Annotated in this window: 16 protein-coding genes; 2 read left to right on the plus strand and 14 right to left on the minus strand. The window is 57.1% G+C overall.

What is annotated here, in order from left to right; genetic code table 11:
• Position 1: 1 nt before the first annotated feature.
• The 7 genes from ACFO3S_RS00330 to ACFO3S_RS00360 all read right to left on the minus strand — a co-directional run bounded on the left by ACFO3S_RS00330 (position 2) and on the right by ACFO3S_RS00360 (position 7,376).
• Positions 2–889 carry a carbohydrate ABC transporter permease gene (locus ACFO3S_RS00330; protein WP_378091038.1) on the minus strand — a complete coding sequence of 296 codons (888 nt, stop codon included), beginning with the start codon at positions 887–889 and terminating at the stop codon, positions 2–4.
• A gap of 26 nt (positions 890–915) precedes the next feature.
• Complete coding sequence (locus tag ACFO3S_RS00335; RefSeq protein WP_378091040.1) at positions 916–2,208, minus strand: glycoside hydrolase family 125 protein; 1,293 nt, start codon at positions 2,206–2,208, stop codon at positions 916–918.
• A gap of 69 nt (positions 2,209–2,277) precedes the next feature.
• On the minus strand, positions 2,278–3,594 hold the full coding sequence (locus ACFO3S_RS00340) for an ABC transporter substrate-binding protein (protein ID WP_378091042.1): 1,317 nt from the start codon (positions 3,592–3,594) through the stop codon (positions 2,278–2,280).
• 230 nt (positions 3,595–3,824) lie between these two features.
• The gene (locus ACFO3S_RS00345; RefSeq protein WP_378091044.1) at positions 3,825–4,940 is read right to left on the minus strand and encodes a GntR family transcriptional regulator; all 1,116 of its coding nucleotides are present in this window, start codon (positions 4,938–4,940) and stop codon (positions 3,825–3,827) included.
• Between the two features lie 159 nt (positions 4,941–5,099).
• A complete protein-coding gene (gene dgoD, locus ACFO3S_RS00350) occupies positions 5,100–6,248 on the minus strand; it encodes a galactonate dehydratase (RefSeq protein WP_378091045.1) in 1,149 nt (382 codons plus the stop codon).
• Positions 6,245–6,925: a FadR/GntR family transcriptional regulator gene (locus tag ACFO3S_RS00355; protein ID WP_378091047.1), complete on the minus strand. Its 681-nt coding sequence runs from the start codon at positions 6,923–6,925 to the stop codon at positions 6,245–6,247. Before ACFO3S_RS00355 ends, dgoD begins: the two co-directional genes overlap by 4 nt.
• 88 nt (positions 6,926–7,013) lie before the next feature.
• On the minus strand, positions 7,014–7,376 hold the full coding sequence (locus ACFO3S_RS00360) for a DUF488 domain-containing protein (RefSeq protein WP_378091049.1): 363 nt from the start codon (positions 7,374–7,376) through the stop codon (positions 7,014–7,016).
• A gap of 176 nt (positions 7,377–7,552) precedes the next feature.
• Between ACFO3S_RS00360 and ACFO3S_RS00365 the strand changes: the two genes are divergently transcribed.
• A complete protein-coding gene (locus ACFO3S_RS00365) occupies positions 7,553–8,494 on the plus strand; it encodes an ArsR/SmtB family transcription factor (RefSeq protein WP_378091051.1) in 942 nt (313 codons plus the stop codon).
• 178 nt (positions 8,495–8,672) lie between these two features.
• Positions 8,673–10,898 (plus strand): AraC family transcriptional regulator, encoded by a 2,226-nt coding sequence (locus ACFO3S_RS00370; RefSeq protein ID WP_378091053.1) that lies wholly within the window; start codon positions 8,673–8,675, stop codon positions 10,896–10,898.
• 81 nt (positions 10,899–10,979) lie between these two features.
• Here the strand turns inward: ACFO3S_RS00370 and ACFO3S_RS00375 are convergent, their stop codons facing one another.
• The 7 genes from ACFO3S_RS00375 to ACFO3S_RS00405 all read right to left on the minus strand — a co-directional run bounded on the left by ACFO3S_RS00375 (position 10,980) and on the right by ACFO3S_RS00405 (position 20,666).
• Entirely contained in the window at positions 10,980–12,572 is a 1,593-nt protein-coding gene (locus ACFO3S_RS00375) for an extracellular solute-binding protein (protein WP_378091055.1), read from the minus strand.
• 66 nt (positions 12,573–12,638) lie between these two features.
• Positions 12,639–13,532 (minus strand): carbohydrate ABC transporter permease, encoded by an 894-nt coding sequence (locus ACFO3S_RS00380; protein ID WP_378091057.1) that lies wholly within the window; start codon positions 13,530–13,532, stop codon positions 12,639–12,641.
• Positions 13,533–13,543: 11 nt separating this feature from the next.
• Positions 13,544–14,410 (minus strand): ABC transporter permease, encoded by an 867-nt coding sequence (locus tag ACFO3S_RS00385; RefSeq protein ID WP_378091059.1) that lies wholly within the window; start codon positions 14,408–14,410, stop codon positions 13,544–13,546.
• Between the two features lie 365 nt (positions 14,411–14,775).
• Positions 14,776–15,156, minus strand: a complete 381-nt coding sequence (locus tag ACFO3S_RS00390; protein WP_378091061.1) for a DUF6171 family protein — start codon at positions 15,154–15,156, stop codon at positions 14,776–14,778.
• Positions 15,153–16,646, minus strand: coding sequence for an alpha-N-arabinofuranosidase (locus ACFO3S_RS00395; RefSeq protein ID WP_378091063.1), 1,494 nt, complete (start codon positions 16,644–16,646; stop codon positions 15,153–15,155). Before ACFO3S_RS00395 ends, ACFO3S_RS00390 begins: the two co-directional genes overlap by 4 nt.
• A gap of 307 nt (positions 16,647–16,953) precedes the next feature.
• Positions 16,954–17,748: a DUF2935 domain-containing protein gene (locus ACFO3S_RS00400; protein ID WP_378091065.1), complete on the minus strand. Its 795-nt coding sequence runs from the start codon at positions 17,746–17,748 to the stop codon at positions 16,954–16,956.
• Positions 17,749–18,092: 344 nt separating this feature from the next.
• Positions 18,093–20,666 (minus strand): adenosylcobalamin-dependent ribonucleoside-diphosphate reductase, encoded by a 2,574-nt coding sequence (locus ACFO3S_RS00405; RefSeq protein WP_378092211.1) that lies wholly within the window; start codon positions 20,664–20,666, stop codon positions 18,093–18,095.
• Positions 20,667–20,868: the final 202 nt, after the last annotated feature.

Genomic DNA, 20,868 nt, shown 5'->3' on the forward strand with positions numbered 1-20,868 from the left:
CCTATACGATCGGCTCTTCCGCTTTGGACAGCCGCATGTTGATCAACGAGAAGATCAGGATCGCCAGCGCGAGCACGAACGCCTGAGCCGATGCGTAGCCCATCTGCAGCTGGTTAAACCCTTGCTGATAGATCAAATACACCGGCGTCTTCGTCGCGTTCGCCGGACCGCCCTGGGTCAGCACGAACGCCTGGTCGAACAGCTGCAGCGCGCCGATGATCGACATCGTGCTGACGAGAAACGTCGTCGGCCTCAGCTGCGGCCAGGTAATGAACCGGAACCGCTGGACCGCGTTAGCGCCGTCCAGCTTGGCCGACTCGTACAAGTAGTCGGGCACGCCCTGCAGACCCGCCAAATAGATCACCATGTTGGAGCCGACCGCTTGCCAGAGCGTCACCATAATGACGGAGGCCATCGCCGTTCTCGTCTCCGACAGCCACGCCGGACCGGTCACTCCGAAGTAGGACAGAAATCCGTTCAGCAGCCCGAATTCCGGATGCAGCACCCACAGCCATACGGTGGCCGCCGCCACGGCCGAGGTGAGCGTCGGCAAATAGTTCAGCGTGCGGAAGATCTTGACGCCGGCGATCGCCTTGTTCAGCAGCAGCGCAATAAGCAGGGAGGTGAGAATGTTCAGCGGAACGAATACGATCGTATAGAAAAGCACGTTGCGAAACGTCTGCCACAGCAAATTGTCCGCATACAGCTTCCGGTAATTGGCCAGACCGACCCAGTCCATCCGGCTCAGCACGTCATAATTCGTAAAGCTCAAATAGAAAGCCATGAACACCGGCACGACGGTAAAGACGGCGAACAGCAGAAACGCAGGAGAAATAAACAGGTACGCCATTCGCGCCTGGTGAGCGCCCAGCTTGCGGGAACGAAACATCTGCGCACTTCCTTTCTGCTTGTCTATCACTTGGCTACCCGGATGCCGCATACGTCCAGCACGAGCTCGCAGTACATCATGTTCGCCCATGAGAACCACGGCCGCGTATATTGGCTTGCGTCTTCCGCATCGAAGCTTTCGTGCATCATGCCGGCGCCCCCGTCCGTCCGCTCCAGCAGATCGAGCAGCCTAAGCTTCTCCTCCGGCTCGGTCGCCGTCAGCCCCTGCATAGCCAGCGCGATCGGCCAGATATAGCCGGGGGGCGTATGCGGGCTGCCGATGCCCGAAGCTTCCTTCCCCGAGTAAAAATAGGGATTGTGCTCGCTCAAAATAAAGCGTCTCGTTCGAACGTATATCGGATCGTCGCTGCCGGCGTAGCCCAGATAAGGAATCGACAGCAGGCTGGGGACGTTCGCGTCGTCCATGAGCGTATAGTTGCCCAGCCCGTCCGTCTCGTAAGCGTAAATGTCGCCGAACTTCGGATGGTGCACGATTCCGTACGTCCGGATGCCGGCCTCGATCTCGGACGCCAGCCGCTCGGCCTCGGATTGCAGCGAACGGTCCTTCAGCACCTGCTGCGCGATCTCGGCCAGCTCCCGCAGGGCGACGACCGCAAACATGTTGGACGGAATCAGATAACCGTAATCGCAGGCGTCGTCGCTCGGCCGGAAGCCCGACCAGGTCATTCCCGTCTTGCCCGTCCTCGCGCCCTTGCCGTCGCGGGGAAGCGTATCGGTCGCCGGACAGTTGCGCCTTACGAAGCGGTAATCCGAATGTTGTTCATGGTTTTGTTCTTTCCGCCACAGCTCGAGAGTCAGCGCGGCCGCCGTCCGGAACGTATCGTTGAACTGAGCGGTCGTGCCGGCGTTCCTCCACAGCAGATAAGCCAGATGAATCGGATAGCACAACGAATCGATCTCGTACTTGCGTTCCCAGATCCAGGGCGTCATCGCCGTCTCGTCCTCCTGATGGCCCTGGCCGTTCGGCGATTCGTTAAACGCGTTCGCGTACGGATCGTGGCTGACGTAACGAAGCTGTCTCTCGACGACTCCGAGCAGCAATCGTTCGAACTCCGGCTCGGATTTCGCCAGCAGCAGATAAGGCCTGGCCTGCGCCGCCGAATCCCGGAGCCACATCGCCGGAATGTCTCCGGTGATGACGAACGTCGTGCCGTCCTGCAGCGGACGGAAGGTCGTCTCTATCGTGTTGCGCATGCAAGTCTCGAACATCGCTTGCGTCCTGGGGCGATTCTGCAAATGCCGCTGAACCGATTGAATCCAGCGCTGCAGCGGCTCCAGCACGGCGGCTGTCTGAACCATCGTTTCCCTCTCCTTCTTCTCTCTATAGCGAAGAGGGAGGCGAACCTCCCTCTTCACAGCCGATAGGAGCTACTGCACGTCCGCGTTGTCTTTCAGCAGCCGGTCTCCTTGCTCCTGAGCTTTCTTAAGCGTTGTCGCCGCATCCTGCTTGCCTTCGAGGAACAGCTGCAAATTCGGGATAAGACCGTCTCCCTCCATGATGGAATAGCCCGGATGCTGCGGCCTGATCTTGGCGAACTCGAGCGTATCCAGAAACGGCTGCCAGGAAGGATCGTCCTTGAAGAACGGATCTTCCAGCGCAGGCTTGTAGCCCGGGATGTTCAAGCTCGTCTTGGCCCACAGAAGCACGTTGTCCTTGTTGGCCAGCCACCACTTGACGAACTCCCACGCCTCTTCCTTATGCTTGGAGCCTTCGCCGATCACCAGACCGAAGCCGCCCATTACGCTTCCGCGATCTCCGTTCGGCCCCGCCGGTGGCGGAACGATGCCGAACTCCAAATCCTGGCCGTACTTGTTATACGTGCTGAGCATCCAGGGGCCCGTGTAGTTCATCGCCAGCTTGCCGGTGACGAACGCGTCGGTGCCTTCGCCCAATCCCTGCTCGAAGCCGATTTTGTACACTTTGTCCTCATTCAGCAGCCGATCCCACAGATCGAGAACCGCCAAACCTTTGTCGTTGTTGAACCCTGTCGCGTCGTTCGCGTCGTTCAGCATCTGGCCGCCCGCCTGCTGGAGATACATGTTGAACAGTCCGGCGTCGCCGAGAGAGAAGCCCGCCACCTCCAGCTTGTCTCCGTTCCACTTCGTCAGCGCTTTGGCGGACGACGTCAGCTCCTCCCAGTTGGTCGGCGGCTGGAGCCCCGCTTCTTCGAACATTTTCTTGTTATAGAAGAGCGCTCTCGCATCCACGGTCAGCGGCAGGCCGTAAAGCTTGCCGTCGTAAGAAAGCTCCTTGAGCGCTTCATCGTAATAATCGTCGGCGGAAATGCCGTCTCTGGCCATATATTCGTCGATCGGATGCAGGACGTTCTTCGGCGCGTACAGGTTCGTCCGCCAGCGGTCCCAGAACATGATGTCGGGAGAGCCGCCGGAAGTCGCCGCCGTCAGAAATTTCGTAATCATATCCTGCTGGAGCACGTATTTCACGCGAATTCGATCCTGGGACTTGTTAAACGCGTCGACCATCGTCTCGAACTGCTTCTGCCCTTCGCCGCCCCAGTCTCCCCAGAAGGTCAGCTCTACGACGCCTGAATTGCCGCCGCCGGATCCGCCGCTGCTCGGAGAGGGGGAAGCGCCGCCTCCGTTGCCGTTCCCTCCGCCGCTGCAGCCGGCCAGCACCGTGAGCAGCATTCCGGAGGCTAATAGGATGCCCATCCACTTTTTCATTTTCGACAGCCCCTTAATTCAATTTATTAAGCGCTTACAGATAATATATTAATTCCAGCAATATAATATGTCAACATAAAATTTTCATCACTTTTATATATCAACATAATAATTTTGTCGACGAAAAAGCGCTTACATTCTATCGTTCGACAGAAATGCGCGAAAACCCGAAGCCGGAGCCGGGCTTTCGCGCATCCGCCGGCCTGAACGTTTCCTGCCGGGAAGGTCATTTACGTCGTGGAGTCGCCTTTGACGATCGTAAAGGGAACGGTGTTGTTAAACGATATCTCCTGCATATCCCACTGCATCTGCAGCAGATCGGCAGCGCGCCGTCCCATCGCGAACTCGTCCTGGCTAATATGGGTGAACAAATACCTGTTAAACGGATTATGAGGGGAGTCGAAGCAGACGATGCTGCAATCTTCGGGAATTTGCTTGCCCATGGACAGCAGCACTTCTCTCAGGATGAGGGCCAGATTGTATTCGACCGCGACGAATGCGGTCAGGTCCGGATTCATCTCCACGAACTTCTTGACGTTCTCGAAGTCCACCTGCACGTTGCGCTCCTCGAACGAACGCGGCACCGAGCTGAACAGATTCGTCATCAGATGCTGCGGATTAAGTCCAAGCCCGTGACGGATCAAAGCGTCCGTATAGCCCTGAATGCGATCTTCGATCGTCGAGGTGTTCTCGACCGGAAGCGAGATGAAGCCGATCTGCTTATGTCCCCGGTCGAGCACGTACTTGGTCAGCTCGTAGGCCGCCTGGCGATTGTCGGTATAGACGGCGCAAGCCGCCAGTCCTTTTAAGTAGCGGTCCACGAATACGAGCGGATGTTTGTCCAGCACTAGACGCAGCAGCTCCGAATTGTAGTGCTCCCCGTGAACGGGGAAAATAATGAAGCCGTCCGCCCCGAGCTGCAGAAACGAACGAATCGCTTCCTCCTCCTCCTCTCGCTTGTCGTACGTAATCTTCATCAGCATCCGGCAGCCCAGCTCGGAGAGCCGCTCCTCCACCCCGTGAATCATGCGGAGACCGTACGAATCGGCAAAGTCGGGCAGAATGAGGCCGACCAGCTTCCAGCTTGGCGGATAGGTTTTCTTCGTCCCTTGAATCAGCTCCGTCTCGGGAAGCGTCTCGGCCACGAACGAGCCTTTGCCCTGCACCCTTTCGATCAAGCCGTCCGCGGACAGCATTTCCAGCGCCTTCTTCGACGTGATCCGGCTAACGTTGAATTGATCGGCCAGCTCCTTCTCGGAGGGCACTCGGCCTCCGCTGGGCAATTCCCCGCTCCGAATCTTCTCAAGCAAATAGTGATAGATTTGTTCGTACAATGGACCGTCCATTTTACCATCCCTTGATGTAACATGATATATCAACTATACCTAAAAAGATGAGACCTATCAAGTTGAATTTGAAAAGGGGCTCCCCATCAGGATCCGAGCCGTACCGGCTCATTTACTGATGGGGAGCCCCTAATCGAGCCCGTCACCGCGCAGGCAGTCTCACCACTCCGCTACGCTGCCGTCCGAATGGCGCCATAGCGGATTTTTCCAGTCGTGCCCGATCTCCGCCATTCTCCGAACGTGCTCCTCGTTGATCTCGATGCCGAGCCCCGGTCCTTCCGGGATCGCGACAGCACCGTCCGTGTATGCGAATACGGACGGATCGGCGACATAATCGAGCAAATCGTTGCCCTGGTTATAATGAATGCCCAGGCTCTGCTCCTGAATGAAGGCGTTATGGCTGGTCGCATCCACCTGCAGGCAGGCCGCCAGCGCGATCGGTCCGAGCGGACAATGCGGCGCAAGCGCGACGTCGTACGCCTCCGCCATGCCGGCGATTTTCTTGCATTCCGTAATTCCGCCGGCATGCGAGACGTCCGGCTGAATAATATCAACGTATCCGTCCGAGAGCAGCGTCTTGAAATCCCAGCGGGAGAACATCCTCTCTCCGGTCGCGATCGGAATTCGCGAGGCGCGTGCAATCTCCCGAAGCGCCTCGTTGTTTTCCGGCAGAACCGGCTCCTCGATGAACATCGGGCGGAAAGCTTCGAGCTCCTTGGCCAATATTTTGGCCATCGGCTTGTGGACTCTGCCGTGAAAGTCGATGCCGATGCCGAACTGGGCGTCCGTCGACGCTCTGACGGCGGCCACTCTCTCCAGCACCTGGTCGATCTTCTCGTAAGAGTCGACGTACTGGAGCTCCTCGGTCGCGTTCATTTTGACAGCGGTGAAGCCGGCCGCCCGAGCGCGGGCGGCCGCCTCGCCGACCTCGGAGGGCCGGTCCCCTCCGATCCAGGAATACACCTTGATCCGGCGTCGGCAGGCCCCTCCCATCAATTGATAGATGGGCGCTTGATGAAACTTGCCTTTAATGTCCCATAGCGCCTGATCGATTCCGGCGATCGCGCTCATGAGAATAGGACCTCCCCGATAGAAGCCTCCCCTGTACATCGCCTGCCAGTGATCCTCGATGTCCAGCGGATCTTTGCCCAGCAAATATCCGGCCAGCTCCTCGACGGCGGCCTTCACCGTATGCGCCTTGCCTTCGACGATCGGTTCTCCCCATCCGCAGACGCCTTCGTCCGTCTCGATTTTCAGGAAGAGCCATCTCGGCGGGACGACGAACGTTTCCATTTTCGTGATTTTCATGTTGCATTCCCTCCCGTTTGAACGGCGTTCAGCATGTCTTGAATGTGGGCCTTCATCAGCACGCGGGCCTGATCGGACTGGCGCTCCGCGATCGCCGTCGCGATCAGCCGATGATAGCTGATCGCCTTCTCCCGCATATGCGGCAGCTTGTCCGTTTCCCTCCTGCCCTTCGCGGACAGATCCGCGATTACGCTAAGCATCTGCGCGAGCAGCGGATTGCCCGCTCCGTCGGCGATCTCCTGATGAAACCGCACGTCGGTCGCGAAATGGTCCTCCCCGGCTTTCATCTGCGCCTCCATCCGATCGGCCAGCTCGCCAATGGAACGGGCCTGCGCGACGGAGGAGCGAACCGCGCAATAAGCCGCCAGCTCGGGCTCGATCGCCAGCCGGGCCTCCAGCAGCTGCAGCAGCGACTGGGGCTCCATGCCCCGCAGCCGTTCGGCCGGATCGTTCAGCAGCTCCGGATCGTGAGAGACGAAAATTCCTCTGCCGTGCTCGATGCTGACGATGCGCCGGCTCTCCAGCACGCGAAGCGCTTCTCTAACCGCCGTCAGGCTGTATCCGTAGCTCGAAGCCAGCTGCGGCATCGTGGGCAGCCGCTCCCCCGGCTTCCATTCTCCGGATCGGATTTTCTCCTCCATCCGTTTTAAGATTTCTTCGTGAGCCAGCTTTTTCATCCTAACCTCGCCATTTTTCTTCGTTCTATAAAGGATATTATCTTTCCGTTTAAAAGATAATATCTATATTCCTTCATGTCAACCCCCGTTATTCGGCGTCCCCTTCCAAAAACCGCTTCAGCACGATCGCTTGATTGCGGAGCTCGTCCTTGGCGGCGTAGAGCAGTGTGACATCCTGTTCCTTGGCCCACGACCGCAAGCGCTCCAGGTGAGGCCGGGCAGCTTCGCCTTTCAGCTCCTCGACATACCTGGCCCGAAACGGCTCGAACCGCTCCGGCCGATGCCCGAACCATCGAAGCAACTCGACGCTGGGCGCGATCTCCTTCAACCACACCTCCGCGCCGACGCGCTCCTTGGTCATCCCTCGCGGCCACAGTCTGTCCACCAGCACCCGGAAGCCGTCGCCGTCTTCCGCCTGCTCGTAGACCCGCTTCATTTTGAATTGTCCCATTCGGCACCTCCCTAGGTTCTGCCCGCACGGTTACTTCTCTCATTATAGCCGAACCGCTTTCCTATCGCAGACCGATGCCCGCCTCTCGATTGTGATCGTCATCAAAAAGCTGTATATTATTCATAAATATTTATATTAATCCCCAAACCAGCTCATCGAACCCGGAGGTTATCTTCATGAAACTGGACATATCGGAGAACGCGCTGCCCGTCTACGAGGCGCTGGCAAGCGACGTTCGGCTTCGGATCATCCATCTGCTGGCTCAAGAGCCGAGAAACGTCAAAGAGCTGGCGGAAGCCGTCGGCCTGAGCAGCGCGATTATGACGATGCACACGAAGAAGCTGGAAAAAGCCAACCTGATTCGCACCGAGATGGTCCGGGGAAGGGGCGGCGTCCAAAAGCTGTGCAGGCTGTGCGTCGATAAAATAGAAATCGATTTTCCCTCGAATAAGGAACCGAACAGGGAGAGCCACCGCACGGAGCTTTCCGTCGGGCATTATACCGATTTCGAGATTCATCCGACATGCGGGCTGGCGACGCCTGCGAAGCTGATCGGCGAATTCGACGAGCCGAGATTCTTCTGGGATTCCGAGAGAGTCGACGCCAAAATTTTATGGTTCGGCCGCGGCTACATCGAATACAAAGTGCCGAATTTCCTGCTGCCGAGCCAGATGCCCGACGAATTGGTCATTTCGATGGAGCTGGCTTCCGAAGCGCCCGGCAACAACGACAATTGGCCTTCAGACATCGCCTTCTCTCTCAACGGGAAGGAGCTGGGAACCTGGACGAGTCCGGGAGACTTCGGAGACGCTCGCGGGAAGTATACGCCGGCCTGGTGGCCGGACGCGATTAACCAGTACGGACTGCTCAAGCATCTGCGAATTACGAAAGACGGAACGTACATGGACGGCAACCGAATCTCCAACGTGACGCTGGACGATATTCAGGCCCGGAAAAAACAGTGGACGTTCCGGATCGCCTGCATGGACGAAACCAAGCATATCGGGGGCGTCACGCTGTTCGGAGCCGGCTTCGGCAACTATAACCAGGACATCGTGTTTCAGCTGTACTATACGACGGCCGAGGCTCCCTCGCCGGAGAACGAGAGCATCCGGTAATCGCGGGAAAAGCAAAGAAGATCAACGACCGCAAATATGTTCACATCCAAATGCCTCGATCATTCACACCTCCCCTATCGTTACACTATGGTTCATAGAGCGGTCAAGCTATAATGAAGCGAAAATGAAGCGAAATCGTACGATTCAGCCTCGATTTTGGGATAAGGGTGAGGTCTCCATGAATCTCAAAAAAATGAGCCGCAACCGACAGTTGTACACACGAATCCTGATCGGAATCACTCTATGTATCGTTGCGGCTCTCCTCATCGCGTCTTATGTCTACTATTACGCGTTTGCCCGAATTTTACAGAAGGAAACGTTTCAGTCCGATCTGAATCACTTAAGACAGACCAGCCAGACGGTCGCCCGAACGAGCGACAACGCCTTAACGGTTTCCTCCCAGATTTACCGCAACAGCACGATCGCGAAGCTGCTTTACTACACGGAACCGAATGCCTTCGATATTCAGGGGGCCATGCTCGATCTGGACGGCTATCTAGCGACGATGCCCTTTATCCAGTCGATCTACGTTTACAACCCTGCCGCAGGTTACTATATCGTCTCGCGCGAAGGGAATCAGCGCGGCCTGACTCCCGAAAGCAGCGTCGAAGAGTCGGGGATCAACGACATTCTGGAAAATTATCGAAACTTCAAGCCGTTCACGCCAATCCCCAGAACCTTCCGTTACGACGGAAGCGAGCAGCCCCCACGAGGCGCGTTTACTTATCTTCTATACGATGCTTTAGGCTTCGATCGGCAGATCAATTCCGCGATTATCGTCAACGTCTCCGCGGAGTGGGTGAACTACGAGCTGGGGATGAACAATTTCGAAGGCGTGGGAAAAAATTACTTCGTCGACGATCAGGACAACATCTTGTCCGTTAGCGAATTAACGGAGGTGCAGTGGAGCCAAGAGGAGAGGCTGCTGATCAAAGAGGCGATACGGCACCCTCGTTCCGGCTATACGATTGCCGATGTCGAAGGCGTCAAATCGCTGATTACGCACACCTCCCCCGACAAATACGGTTGGCAGTACGTAAGGATTACGCCTTACGAGGCGATAACGGCTCCCGTGAAGCAGGTTCGGGCCGCAACGCTGCAGCTCGCTACGGTGATTCTGGGAGTCGGACTGCTGCTATCCTGGCTGCTCTCCCGTTTCTTGTACGTTCCGATCCACAAGATCGAAAACCGGGTGGAAGCTCTGGAATCGGAACGCCGCAACACCAGCTACACCATTCGTCAGAACATGCTGCGGAAGCTCATCCAGATGAAGGATTTCAATCCGGACTATCAATCGGATAAATTGAAGAGTCTGAACATCTCGTTCGATTTCACCAAACCGTACATGCTGGCCTATATTCGAATCGACAGGTTTAAGCAGCTCAAGGATTTGGGCCACAACGACCTGCTGACTTATAAATTCGCCATTATGAATATCGCTTCGGAGATCTGCTCCAAGTTCGCGCGAGTGGAGGCCGTCGATTTGGAGGAAGAAAGTCTTCTGCTCATGATGAACGCTATGAACGAAGAGCTGTCCGATTCCGGGCTCCAACGGATGTTTAGCGAAGTGCGGCAGGCTTGCAAGGAATATTTAAGTCTGAGCATTACGGTCGCCTATTCGCCGTACGACAGCGATCCTCGCCAGCTTCATCACCTGTTTAAGCAGGTTCATTCGGCATCGCGCCATCGCTTCTTTCAGGGCAGGAATACGATCATCGCGGCTTCCGGCCTGAAGCTGTCCGACAGTACCGCGTATACGTTCCCGATCGGCAAGGAAAGGAGTATGATCGACGCGCTGGTCGGCGGCAAGACGGACGAAGCGAAAGCGCTCTTCGAGGAGATCATGCGCGAGACCGCCCAGTACCCGCCGGTCGTCTGGCATATGGCGGCCAAGCACCTGACGGTTTCTGTTACGAATAGGATCGCGGAGATCGAGAAAAACGGTTCGCTTCAGCTCGGGCTTAATCCGGACGACCTTCCGGACATCGCGGAATACGAGACGCTGGACGAATGGACGGAACGATACTATGCTCTATTCGACAGGCTGAAGCTCAAGCTTGCGGAGAAGCGAAGCCATAAGCAGGAGGATCTGATTCGTCGGATTGCCGAAGTGATCGATTCGCGGTACGCCGATCCGAACTTAAGCCTGAATCTCATCGCGGAGGAGCTCAAGATGTCTCCTTACCACATCAGCAGAGTCTACCGCCAGCAGACGCTGAACAACATCGTCGATCGAATCAATCAAGTGCGAATGGACAAAGCCAAGGAGCTTCTGATTCGGTCGGAGCATTCGATCGCGGCAATCGCGGAACGGACGGGCTATACCAACAGCTCTTATTTCCATCGCATCTTCAAAAAATCAAACGGCGTAACGCCGTCGGAATTCCGCAAAGCGGCGCGGTAATCGCAGCTGAAAAGGCGCCGGTCTTAGGTTGCGCAACTTAAGACCGGCGCCTTTTACGCTCTCGTCCAACCTCAGCCGCTATTACTGGATTCCCGCATCCTGAAGATAAGCCAACCATTGCTTCGTATAGCCCTGCTGCACTTTTTCGAGTCCAGCCTGCTTCGCTTTCTCCATAAATGTGGCCAGCCCCTTCTCGACGTCCGCGACCTGACCGGCCAGCAGCGGGAACAAATATTGCTTCTCGACCTGTTCGAGCGCCGCGCGCTCCGCCTGATATTCCGTGTAGTCCTCCGCGAAGCCGGTGTAGATGTCCGGCTTCTGAATTTTGTCAAGCTCGTCGAAGATCGCCTTGACTCCGTCATAGCTTGGCTCGAACAGCATGAATTCCGGATTGCGCCATGCCCAGCCCTGCATGCCTTCTCGAAGGAAGCCGTTCGTGTCGGCGTTGCCGACCAGCTTGTAATAGCCGTCCTCCACCTCGTAGTTGACTCCTTCAAAGCCGTATTGCGTCAAATGATTATAGCGTTTGTCCGTGACCATCTTCTCGTAGAAGGCAAGCGCGCGCTCCGCGTTCTCGCTGTGCGCCGGAATCGCGAATCCGTTATGAATCGGATGCACCGGCGTTGCGTAGCCTTTGGTCAATCCGTACGGATAATAGCCCAGCTCCCAGTCCGGGTGCAGAGACTTCATATTGCTGTTCGTTTGGTTGTATCGGGTCGGGTTATCTCCAAGCATGGCAGCCGCGGTTCCGTTAACGAGCTTGTCTTGGCTCGTATCCTTCACGTTCAGCTCGTTTTTCGACATATAGCCTTTTTCCGCCCAGCTTCTGTACAGCTTCAGATCCTCGAGATGCTCTGGGGAACCCCAGTAACTCGTCACCTGGGCCGGACTGCCGTAAGGTGCGAACACTCCGTAAGGCATCGGTCCGACGATATCCCGCGCGATTTCCAAATGACTGTCGGACAAGGCTGCGGCGACGTCCGAGCCGATCGCTACCGGCTGAATGTTCGGCTCGTTCTTCTTAATGCCCTCCAGGTAGGCTTCGAAGGTCGCCATATCGACCGGCTTGGGCAGGCCGTACTTCTGGCGCAAATCTTCCCGCCATACGAATCCGCCCGTTACGTACTCCTTGTAGGTGGCGGGTACGGTATAGATGCTGCCGTCGATTCTGACCGCATCCCACATCTCCTGAGGCACGAATTGATTCAAGACGGGAGCTGCCTTCGGGAGCAGGTCGTCCAGCGGCAGAAACGCCTTTTTCTTCGCGTACTGCTGATATTGCGTCCATTCGGCGGTGAAGATGAGGTCGACCTTCTGCCCTGTGGACAGCAGCAGCTTGTACTTCTGATCCCAGTCCGTCCAAGTCGTGAAGTTGAATTTGACCGTCGCGTTCAGATCTTCAAGCGCCATTTTGTTGATTTCCGCCTCGACCTTAGCCAGATCCTTCGGCGCGTTGCCGAGCATGTAGAACTGAAGCTCCACCTTCTTCGAGGTATCGATGCCCGCAGGCGCTGCGGAGGGCGATTCCGACGCCCCGGCGGACGGAGGGTCGGACGCCTGCTGCGGCGAGCTTTGCGTCTGCTTGTCGCTATTGCCGCTGCAAGCGGCAAGGAGCGATGCCAACAATACAGCGGATAAAACGAGGCCGGGCCACTTGTTCAACTTTCCTGGCATGTGAATCCTCCCTTTGTTCCTTCTGAGAATCTATGTTAGCCGGCTTCAAGTTCCTTGAGCACGGTTCTAACCTTTGACGGCTCCGATCGTCAGCCCTTTGACGAAATAGCGCTGAATGAACGGATAGAGCAGCAGGATCGGTCCGGTGACGACGATCGCCATCGCCATCTTCATCGATTCGGCAGGCACGCCCTCCGACAGGACGATTCCGGTTCCGGCCCCGATGTTTCTTAGAAAATCGGCCGTGTTGATCATGTTGTACAAGTAAAACTGCAGCTGGTACTTCTCCGGACTGTTGATGTACATCGCCGACGAGAACCAATCGTTCCAGTAGTGAAGCGCAAGGAACAAGCCTACCGTCGCCAGGCCGGGTACGGCGAGCGGCAGCACGATCCGGTAGTAGATGAGAAAATCGTTGGCGCCGTCGATCTTGGCCGACTCCACCACTTCGTCGGGCACCGCGGAATTCATGAAGCTTCTCATCAGAATAATGAGGAACGGCGTCATTAACGACGGCCAGACGAGCGCGTACAGACTGTCCGTAAACTCCAAGTACTCGGTGATCAAAATGTAATAAGGCACAAGCCCTCCCCCGAACAGCGTCGTAAAATAGATGACGAAGGAGAAGAAGTGGCGGTATTTGAAATCTTTGCGCTGCAGCACGTAGCCGGCCATCGTCATCATGAACAGGCCGAGAACCGTTCCGACCACGGTCACGAGCGCCGTCACTCCGTAAGCCCGCAGAACCTCGTCCGGAACTTGGAAGATGATTCGATAGCCCTCCAGCGAGAAATCGCCGGGAAGGATCGTGTAGCCTTCTCGAATGATCGACTCGTTGCTCGACAGCGACGCCGAAACGATGAGAATAAACGGCAAAATGCACAGAACGCCTCCCCCGATGACGACGGTATAAGCGAGCAAACGGAACCATTTGGCGGTGCTGTCTTCTCTGATTTTCATCGGCTGCCTCCCTAGAACAATGCGTAGTCTTTGTTGACCTTGCGAATGATGCCGTTGACGACCATGATCAGCGCAAACCCGAACAGCGACTGGTAGACGCCGGCGGCCGTCGCCATTCCCATATCGAACGTGACCTTGAGCGAGCGGTAGACGTAAGTATCGAGAATATCGGTCGTGCTGTACAGGAGGCCGTTATTCCCTACCATCTGATAAAACAGGTCGAACTGGCCTTTCATAATCGTGCCGAGCGAGAACAGCAGCAGGATGAAAAAGGTGCTCTTCAGCATCGGAACGGTAATGCGCCATGCCCTCTGGAAGGTGTTCGCGCCGTCGATTCGCGCCGCTTCATAGTACTCCTCGCTAATGCCCGTAATGGCGGCAAGGTAGATGACCATGCTGTAGCCGAAATTTTTCCATAAATAAAAGACGATAATGAAGAAGATCCACAGCTCAGGCTTGTTGTAGACGTCCACGGGCTCGGCTCCGAGCCTCTCCAGCACCGTGTTCAACACCCCCTGCTCGTAATTGAACAGATTGAACACGATGACGCTCAGGATGACGAACGAGACGAAGTACGGCAGAAACAAGATCGACTGCGTTATTTTTTTGAACCACTTGCCCTTGAGCTCGCTGAGCAGAACCGCCACGGAAATCGACAGCGCGTTCCCCAGAAGGATGAATGCCAGATTGTATCCGATCGTATTCACGGTCAGCTCGAGCAGCTTTCCGGACTTCCATAGAAATTCAAAGTTTTTCAACCCGACGAAGTTCATCTGGAACAGGCTTGTATTGAATTCGAACTGCACGAACGCGTAATAAATTCCGATCATCGGCGCATAGTTGTTAATGAGAAAGTAGACGAGCACGGGAAGCAGCATGAGGAATAATATCCGATTTTTGTACAGCTCGCGCCAGAGCGCTCTTGATTTCGCTTTGATCTTGTTCCCCCTCTTTCCTCCGGTTGACCGCGGTCGATTCCGGTTCTTTCCGGTCGGCGGCCCGCGGTTTGTCCCCTGCCTGAATCCAATATAGAAGAGCGGCGCCTCTCGGTATAGTGAAAATCCGTGGCATCGTTGATCTTTTCGGGGATTGGAGGCGTGAACGAATCTGACTTTCCTGCACTTGGTCAATCTGTACAACCGCTTACCGGCGAATCTGTCGCGTCCGGGCCGGAAAAAACCGGCCCGGACGCCTCCTCCGAACGCGAAAAGCGGCAGTCAAGGCGTTCTTGACTGCCGCTTCGTCATCTGCGGTCGTATCGTTGGCTTCGGCTCTCCGTGTCTCCCTTTCGCCCGAACGGCTGCGTATGCTCGCGGGGCGGAACCGAGCCCCCGTCCCCATAGGCTGGCCAGCCGGCTCCGCCCGGCGCGGGGCAGCTTCTGTCCTTAAGCTTCGCGGCGATTCTTACGAAGCATCCGCACAGCGCGCACGTCTGATCTCCGATCAGCTTCGGGCAAGCGCGGCACAAGCTCAGCCGAGCTTCATAGACGTCTTCGGGCACGCAAGCGCCGCTGTCCGGGAGAAACATCGGGGCAGCAAGCAGCTTGTCTATTCGCTCCTCGATGACCCGATACTCCTCCCCGCAGCCCTTGCAGCCGCGGCCCGCCTCTTGCCCCGGCCTCATCGTCCGGCGGCGGTCAACTCCAGAACGGCTACGGACATCGGCGGCAGATTCGCCCGCAGCTGCGAGCCGGAGACGGCGAAGTCCGTATAGGCGACGGGCGCAACGCGATCCGGCCGATCGAACGTATTGTGGCCGTCCGTGGCGTCGGAGGACAGAATCGATCCGGAGACGTTCACCTCTGCGCCGGCCCATCCTCGCAGCTCGACTTCCAAGCTGGCGTTCGACCGGTGATCCAGGTTGCACAAGCTGAGATGAATGCGGCCTTCCGCGTCCCGGGAGGCGGAAGCTGAAATTTGCGGCAGAGCGTCCTCGCCTCCGATCGTCCGAACGGACTCGTGCATATCCAGCAGCTCCGCGTCCTGGTGAACCTGGAACAGATCGAACACGTGATAGGTCGGCGTCAGCAGCATCCGTTCGCCTTCGGTCAGCACGACGGCCTGCAGCACGTTGACGAGCTGGGCGATATTCGCCATCCGAACGCGGTCGCAGTGCCGATGGAAGATGTGCAGCGTAATTCCCGCCACCAACGCGTCCCGAATCGTATTCTGCTGATATAGAAAGCCCGGATTCGTTCCCGGCTCGACATCGTACCATGTGCCCCACTCGTCCACGATCAGGCCGATGCGCTTGTCCGGGTCGTACTGGTCCATGATCGCGGAATGGCGGGAGATCAGTTCCTCCATGTGCATCGCCTTGCGCAGCGTTATCGCCCATTCGGATTCGGGGAATCCGGTCGCGGCGCCTTTATGCGACCATACGCCCGGGACGGTGTAGTAGTGCAGCGTGATGGAATCCATCCAGCGATGGGCCTGCTTCATCAGCGTTTCCATCCAGTAGTAGTCGCCCTCGCTGGGCCCGCATGCAATCTTGTGAATGCGGTTGTCCCCGTAGCTGCGGACATAGGTTTGGAATTGACGATACAGGTCCGCGTAGTATTCCGGACGCATATTGCCCCCGCAGCCCCAGTTCTCGTTGCCGACGCCGAAGTATTTCACCTTCCAGGGCTGCTCCCGGCCGTTGGCCTTGCGCCATTCGGCCATCGGCGATACTCCGTCGAAGGTCATATACTCGACCCATTCGGACATTTCCTGCACGGTGCCGCTGCCCACGTTGCCGTTAATGTACGGCTCGCATTCCAGCAGCTCGCACAGCTTCATGAACTCGTGGGTACCGAAGTGGTTGTTCTCGACAACGCCGCCCCAATGCGTGTTGACCATCCGCTTGCGGCCTTCTCTCGGACCCACCCCATCCTTCCAGTGGTACTCGTCCGCGAAGCACCCTCCCGGCCATCTCAGCACGGGGATTTTCATCTTCCTTAACGCCTGCAGCACGTCGTTGCGAATCCCTTCCGTGTTCGGAATGGGAGAATCCTCCCCGACCCATAGCCCTTCGTAGACGCAGCGTCCGAGATGCTCGGAGAAATGCCCGTAGATGTTCCGGTCGATCGTGCCTTTCGTCCGGTCTGCGTGAATGACGATTCGGTTAGTCATCGCTGAGTTCACTCTCCAATAGTTAATGTTTTTATTAATCGACTATCGTTTTTATTAATTCAATTACTATCATAAAAGCCTCTTCAAGAAATCGCAATCTTTTTTTCCAAGCATAAACGGCTTACGCCGTCCTTGGGACCGGCGAGATAACGTTTATGTCGGAGGGGATTCAGATCAGGATAGCGTATTTTATACTTCTGAATCACCAAGCAAAAACGCCCCTCGCCGTCCTTCGGACAGAGAAAGGCGTTCCGGCAACGTCAGAGGAGCTCCTTCGTTACGGCCGAGCTCCCGAATGACGGGGCGATCAATCGGCCACTCTCGGGCGGGCGGGATCGCAGGACGGCTGCGGCACCATTCCGCTCTGGGCTAGCTTCGTCAAATAATAGCATTCCTCCCGGTACATATGATCCGGAATTAACGGGCTGATCCGGTCCAGCATCTCGGCCGTCAGCTGCATCTCCTCCAGCTCCTGCAGGAAGTGCATGAACACGCGCATCTCCAGATCGATATCGCTGTGGAACTTGCGGAAGGCCGGAAAGTCGGTCAGCTGCGTGCGCATATACCCCGCCATCTCCACCGCCTTGAGGTAGAGCGCCTGGAACTGCTTCTCGAACTTCATGCTCTGCTTGATCCGATTCTTCTCGACCAGATCCATATCCGCGCCAAGGCCTGCGGCATGGCCAATGGCGTCCTGAAGCCACAGCAGATCGTGATGCAGCGGATGGAAGACCGGCACCGGCTTCCCCTTCAGCAGCGCGTCCAGTATGCGCACATATTCCTCCAGCTCGTTCACCATATGATTGAGAAAAGAAGGCGTAAAGCCGATCCTCACCTTGCCAAGCAGCAGCCTCTCCAGCAGGCTGAGCTTAAACGCCCGAAACTTCGTCACCTCCTGCATCGCCTGCTCGTTCAGCGAAGCCAGCATAGCGCCGGCATCGGGCCGGCGGGCCTCCTCCAGCAGTCGATCGAACGTCTGCGCGTACTGCTCCGCGCTTCGAATGTCCGCTTGCTCCCGCGGAGCCAGCACGTTCAAAATCATGCGAGCATGGTCGCCCATAATTTGCAGCCAGAACCGATGCTCGAACAACGGCCCCTCCATCCGTCCCACCTCCAAGTCAGATTCCTATTCAGAAGGAGTATATGATCCCTTTCGGGAAAAAACACCTGGAGGCTTCGAGAGATCAGCGGAACCGCCAAGCCTTAACCTAAAGAAGAAGGGACCCGTCCGATGTGGAGGGGTCCCTTCTTTCTAGGTGGTGACAAAAACGAGATTCTGCGTCTAGAGGACGCCGAAGGCGTTTTGGCTTGCTTACGAGCAGAGGAAGAGCTTAGGCAGCGAAAGGTCCCATATGCTCCGGTCTCGCGTGCCGCAGCAGCTCGACCGTGTCGAGACGCAAGCTTCCCGACGCGGCTGCTTCACCCGCCAGCGCGTCTCGTTTCGTCTTACGAACACTTGCTGTATCCGCAGTTGCCGCAGGTTTTGCAGCCTTCCACGTTCAGCAGCGACGCCGAGCCGCAGGAAGGGCACAGATCCTTCGACGTATATGCGGCTGTCGGCTTCTCGGCGGCGTAGCCGGCGGATGCGGACAGCGCTTCAGAAGCGGCCGCCTGCTCGTGCTCCGACGAGAGACCGGCGTGCGTCTCAAGCGCCTGGGCGACGGCGTCGGCGATCGATTCGACGCGATTCGGACCGAAGCCGACGGCGCCGGAGCCTCCGATGCCCTTCAGATGCTTCACGAGCAGCTGGATCTTGTCGCCGTGATCCCCGTAACGCAGGAACAGCGAGCAGACGCGGCCGAGCGCCTCCGCCATCGCGAATACGTCCGAGCCGGCCTTGCCGACGTTGAGGAAGATTTCCCCCGGCGTGCCGTCCATGTCGTTGACCGTAATGTAGGCCATGCCGAACGGCGTATTGAATTTGTAGGTTGCGCCGCGAAGAATTTTCGGACGGCTCTTGTACTGCTTGTCGAACGCCTGCCTTTGCTGCGGCGTGACGCTTGCGTTAAGAGCGGTATCCAGCGTCGCCGCCGGATTCGCTTCGGCCTCCGCAGCCGCAGCCGGAGCCGCTTCCGGCTTCTCCTCTTTCTTCTTCTCGTCCTTGGCGGTGCGCAGCACCTGCACGTCGCGGCTGCCGTCGCGGTAGATCGTAACGCCCTTGCAGCCCAGCTCGAACGCGAGCTCGTACAGCTCGGCCGTCTCTTCCACGGTAAAGTCCGACGGACAGTTGGCCGTCTTGGAGATCGAGCTGTCGACCCAACGCTGAATCGCGGCCTGCGCCCGGATATGGTCCTTGGCGGACAGATCCATCGCCGTCACGAACCACTCCGGCAGCTCCTCGCCCGGATGCGCATCCTGCCACTCCTGAGCGATCGGAACCAGCTGCTTGTCGAAGCCCAGCCGGCTTTGACGGTAAAATTCGAACGCGAAATACGGCTCAATGCCGGTGGACGTGCCGACCATCGTTCCGGTGGAGCCGGTCGGCGCCTGGGTGATGACCGTAACGTTGCGCATGCCGCGCTTCAGCACCGCTTCCCCGACTTCCGGATACGTGTCGACCATATTTTTCATAAATCCGCTCTGCAGAAATTTGTCCGCTTCGAACGCCGGGAACGACCCCTTCTCCGCAGCGATCTCCGTCGACGCCAAGTAAGCTTCGCGAGCGATAAAGCCGTACAGCTTATCCAGAAACTCCAGACTTTCCGGGCTTCCGTAACGGACTTCCAGACGGATCATCAGCTCGGCCAGCCCCATCGTGCCGAGTCCGACGCGGCGTTCGTTCTGCTGGTTTTTCTGATTCTCGGGAAAATGGTACGGCGTCTTGTCGATGACGTTGTCCAGGAAGCGCGTGGAGTACCGGACGACGCGGGACAGTTCGTCCCAGGCGACGTCATGCTTCTCCGAATCGTAAAACTTCGACAGATTGATGGCGGACAGATTGCAGACGCCCCATGCGGGCAAGCCTTGTTCCCCGCACGGATTCGTACAAATAATCGGATTAAAGTACCAGCTGTTGGACATCTGGTTGTAATATTCCATGAATACGACGCCGGGCTCCGCAGACTTCCAGGCGCTCTCGATGATGGTATTCCATACGTCGCGGGCCCGTACGGTGCGGTAATGTACGACGCTCTTGCCGCGCTTCTTCCACTTCTCCAGATCGCCGTCCCAGAGCACATCGTACTCGGGGTCCGCCGAATCCGGGAACACCAGCTCCCAATCCGAGTCCTCCTTGACCGCCTTCATGAACGCGTTGCTGACGCAGACGGAGAGATTGGCGTTGGTCACCTGCCCCATCGTCTGCTTAACGGTGATGAAATCCTCCACGTCGGGATGCCAGTCGTTGATCATCAGCATCAGCGCCCCCCGGCGGCTTCCTCCCTGCTCGATCAACCCGGTCGTGTAGCTGAACAGGCCGCCCCAGGAGACTGCCCCGCTGGAGGAGCCGTTCACGCCCTTAACGATCGACCGCCGCGGCCGAAGCGAGCTCAAGTTGATGCCGACGCCGCCTCCGCGCGCCATAATCTCGGTCATCTCCGACAGCGTCTGCATAATGCCGCCCCGGCTGTCGTGAGGAGACGGAATGACGTAGCAGTTGAACAGCGTCAGCTCCTCGCTCGCTCCCGCTCCGGCCGCGATCCGTCCGCCGGGAACGAGCTTCCAGTCGTCAAGCAGCCAGCGAAACTTCTCCGCCCAGTCCTTCTGCTTCTCCGGCGTTTCCTCGACCGAAGCCATCGCGTTCGCGAGCCTTGTCCACATTTCCTCCGGCGTTTTCTCGATCGTCAGCGTCAGCTTCTCGACGGTCGATTCCACGAGCTCTCCGTTCCTCAGCTTGACGGTCACGTTTTTCCCGTCGCGCGCCACGACTTCCCCGACGTCCTTGGTAGGGAACTTCGGATCGTCCTTCGTCAGCACGAGCACGACGTCTCCTGCCTTGGTCTCGTTCGTATTCGCATTTTTCCAGGCGTAGCGGTCCAGAAATATTTTCTCGCTCAGCCCTTCGAGGCGTTTCCCCTGCATCGTTGTCACTGCGATCACTCTCCCGGCAAGCATAATAGATAAGGCACAACGCATGCGCAATTAAGATGGAGACAACCGTTAACCATATGTAAATTGTACAATATATTGTGCGTAATCACCATTATACTCTCCTACATCTAGTATTTCTATAGACGAAAAGACCATAAATTTGAACTTGACGCCAATGCCCGACGCGCCCTGA

The organism is Cohnella hongkongensis, from assembly GCF_042654645.1.
GTDB lineage: Bacteria > Bacillota > Bacilli > Paenibacillales > Paenibacillaceae > Cohnella > Cohnella hongkongensis.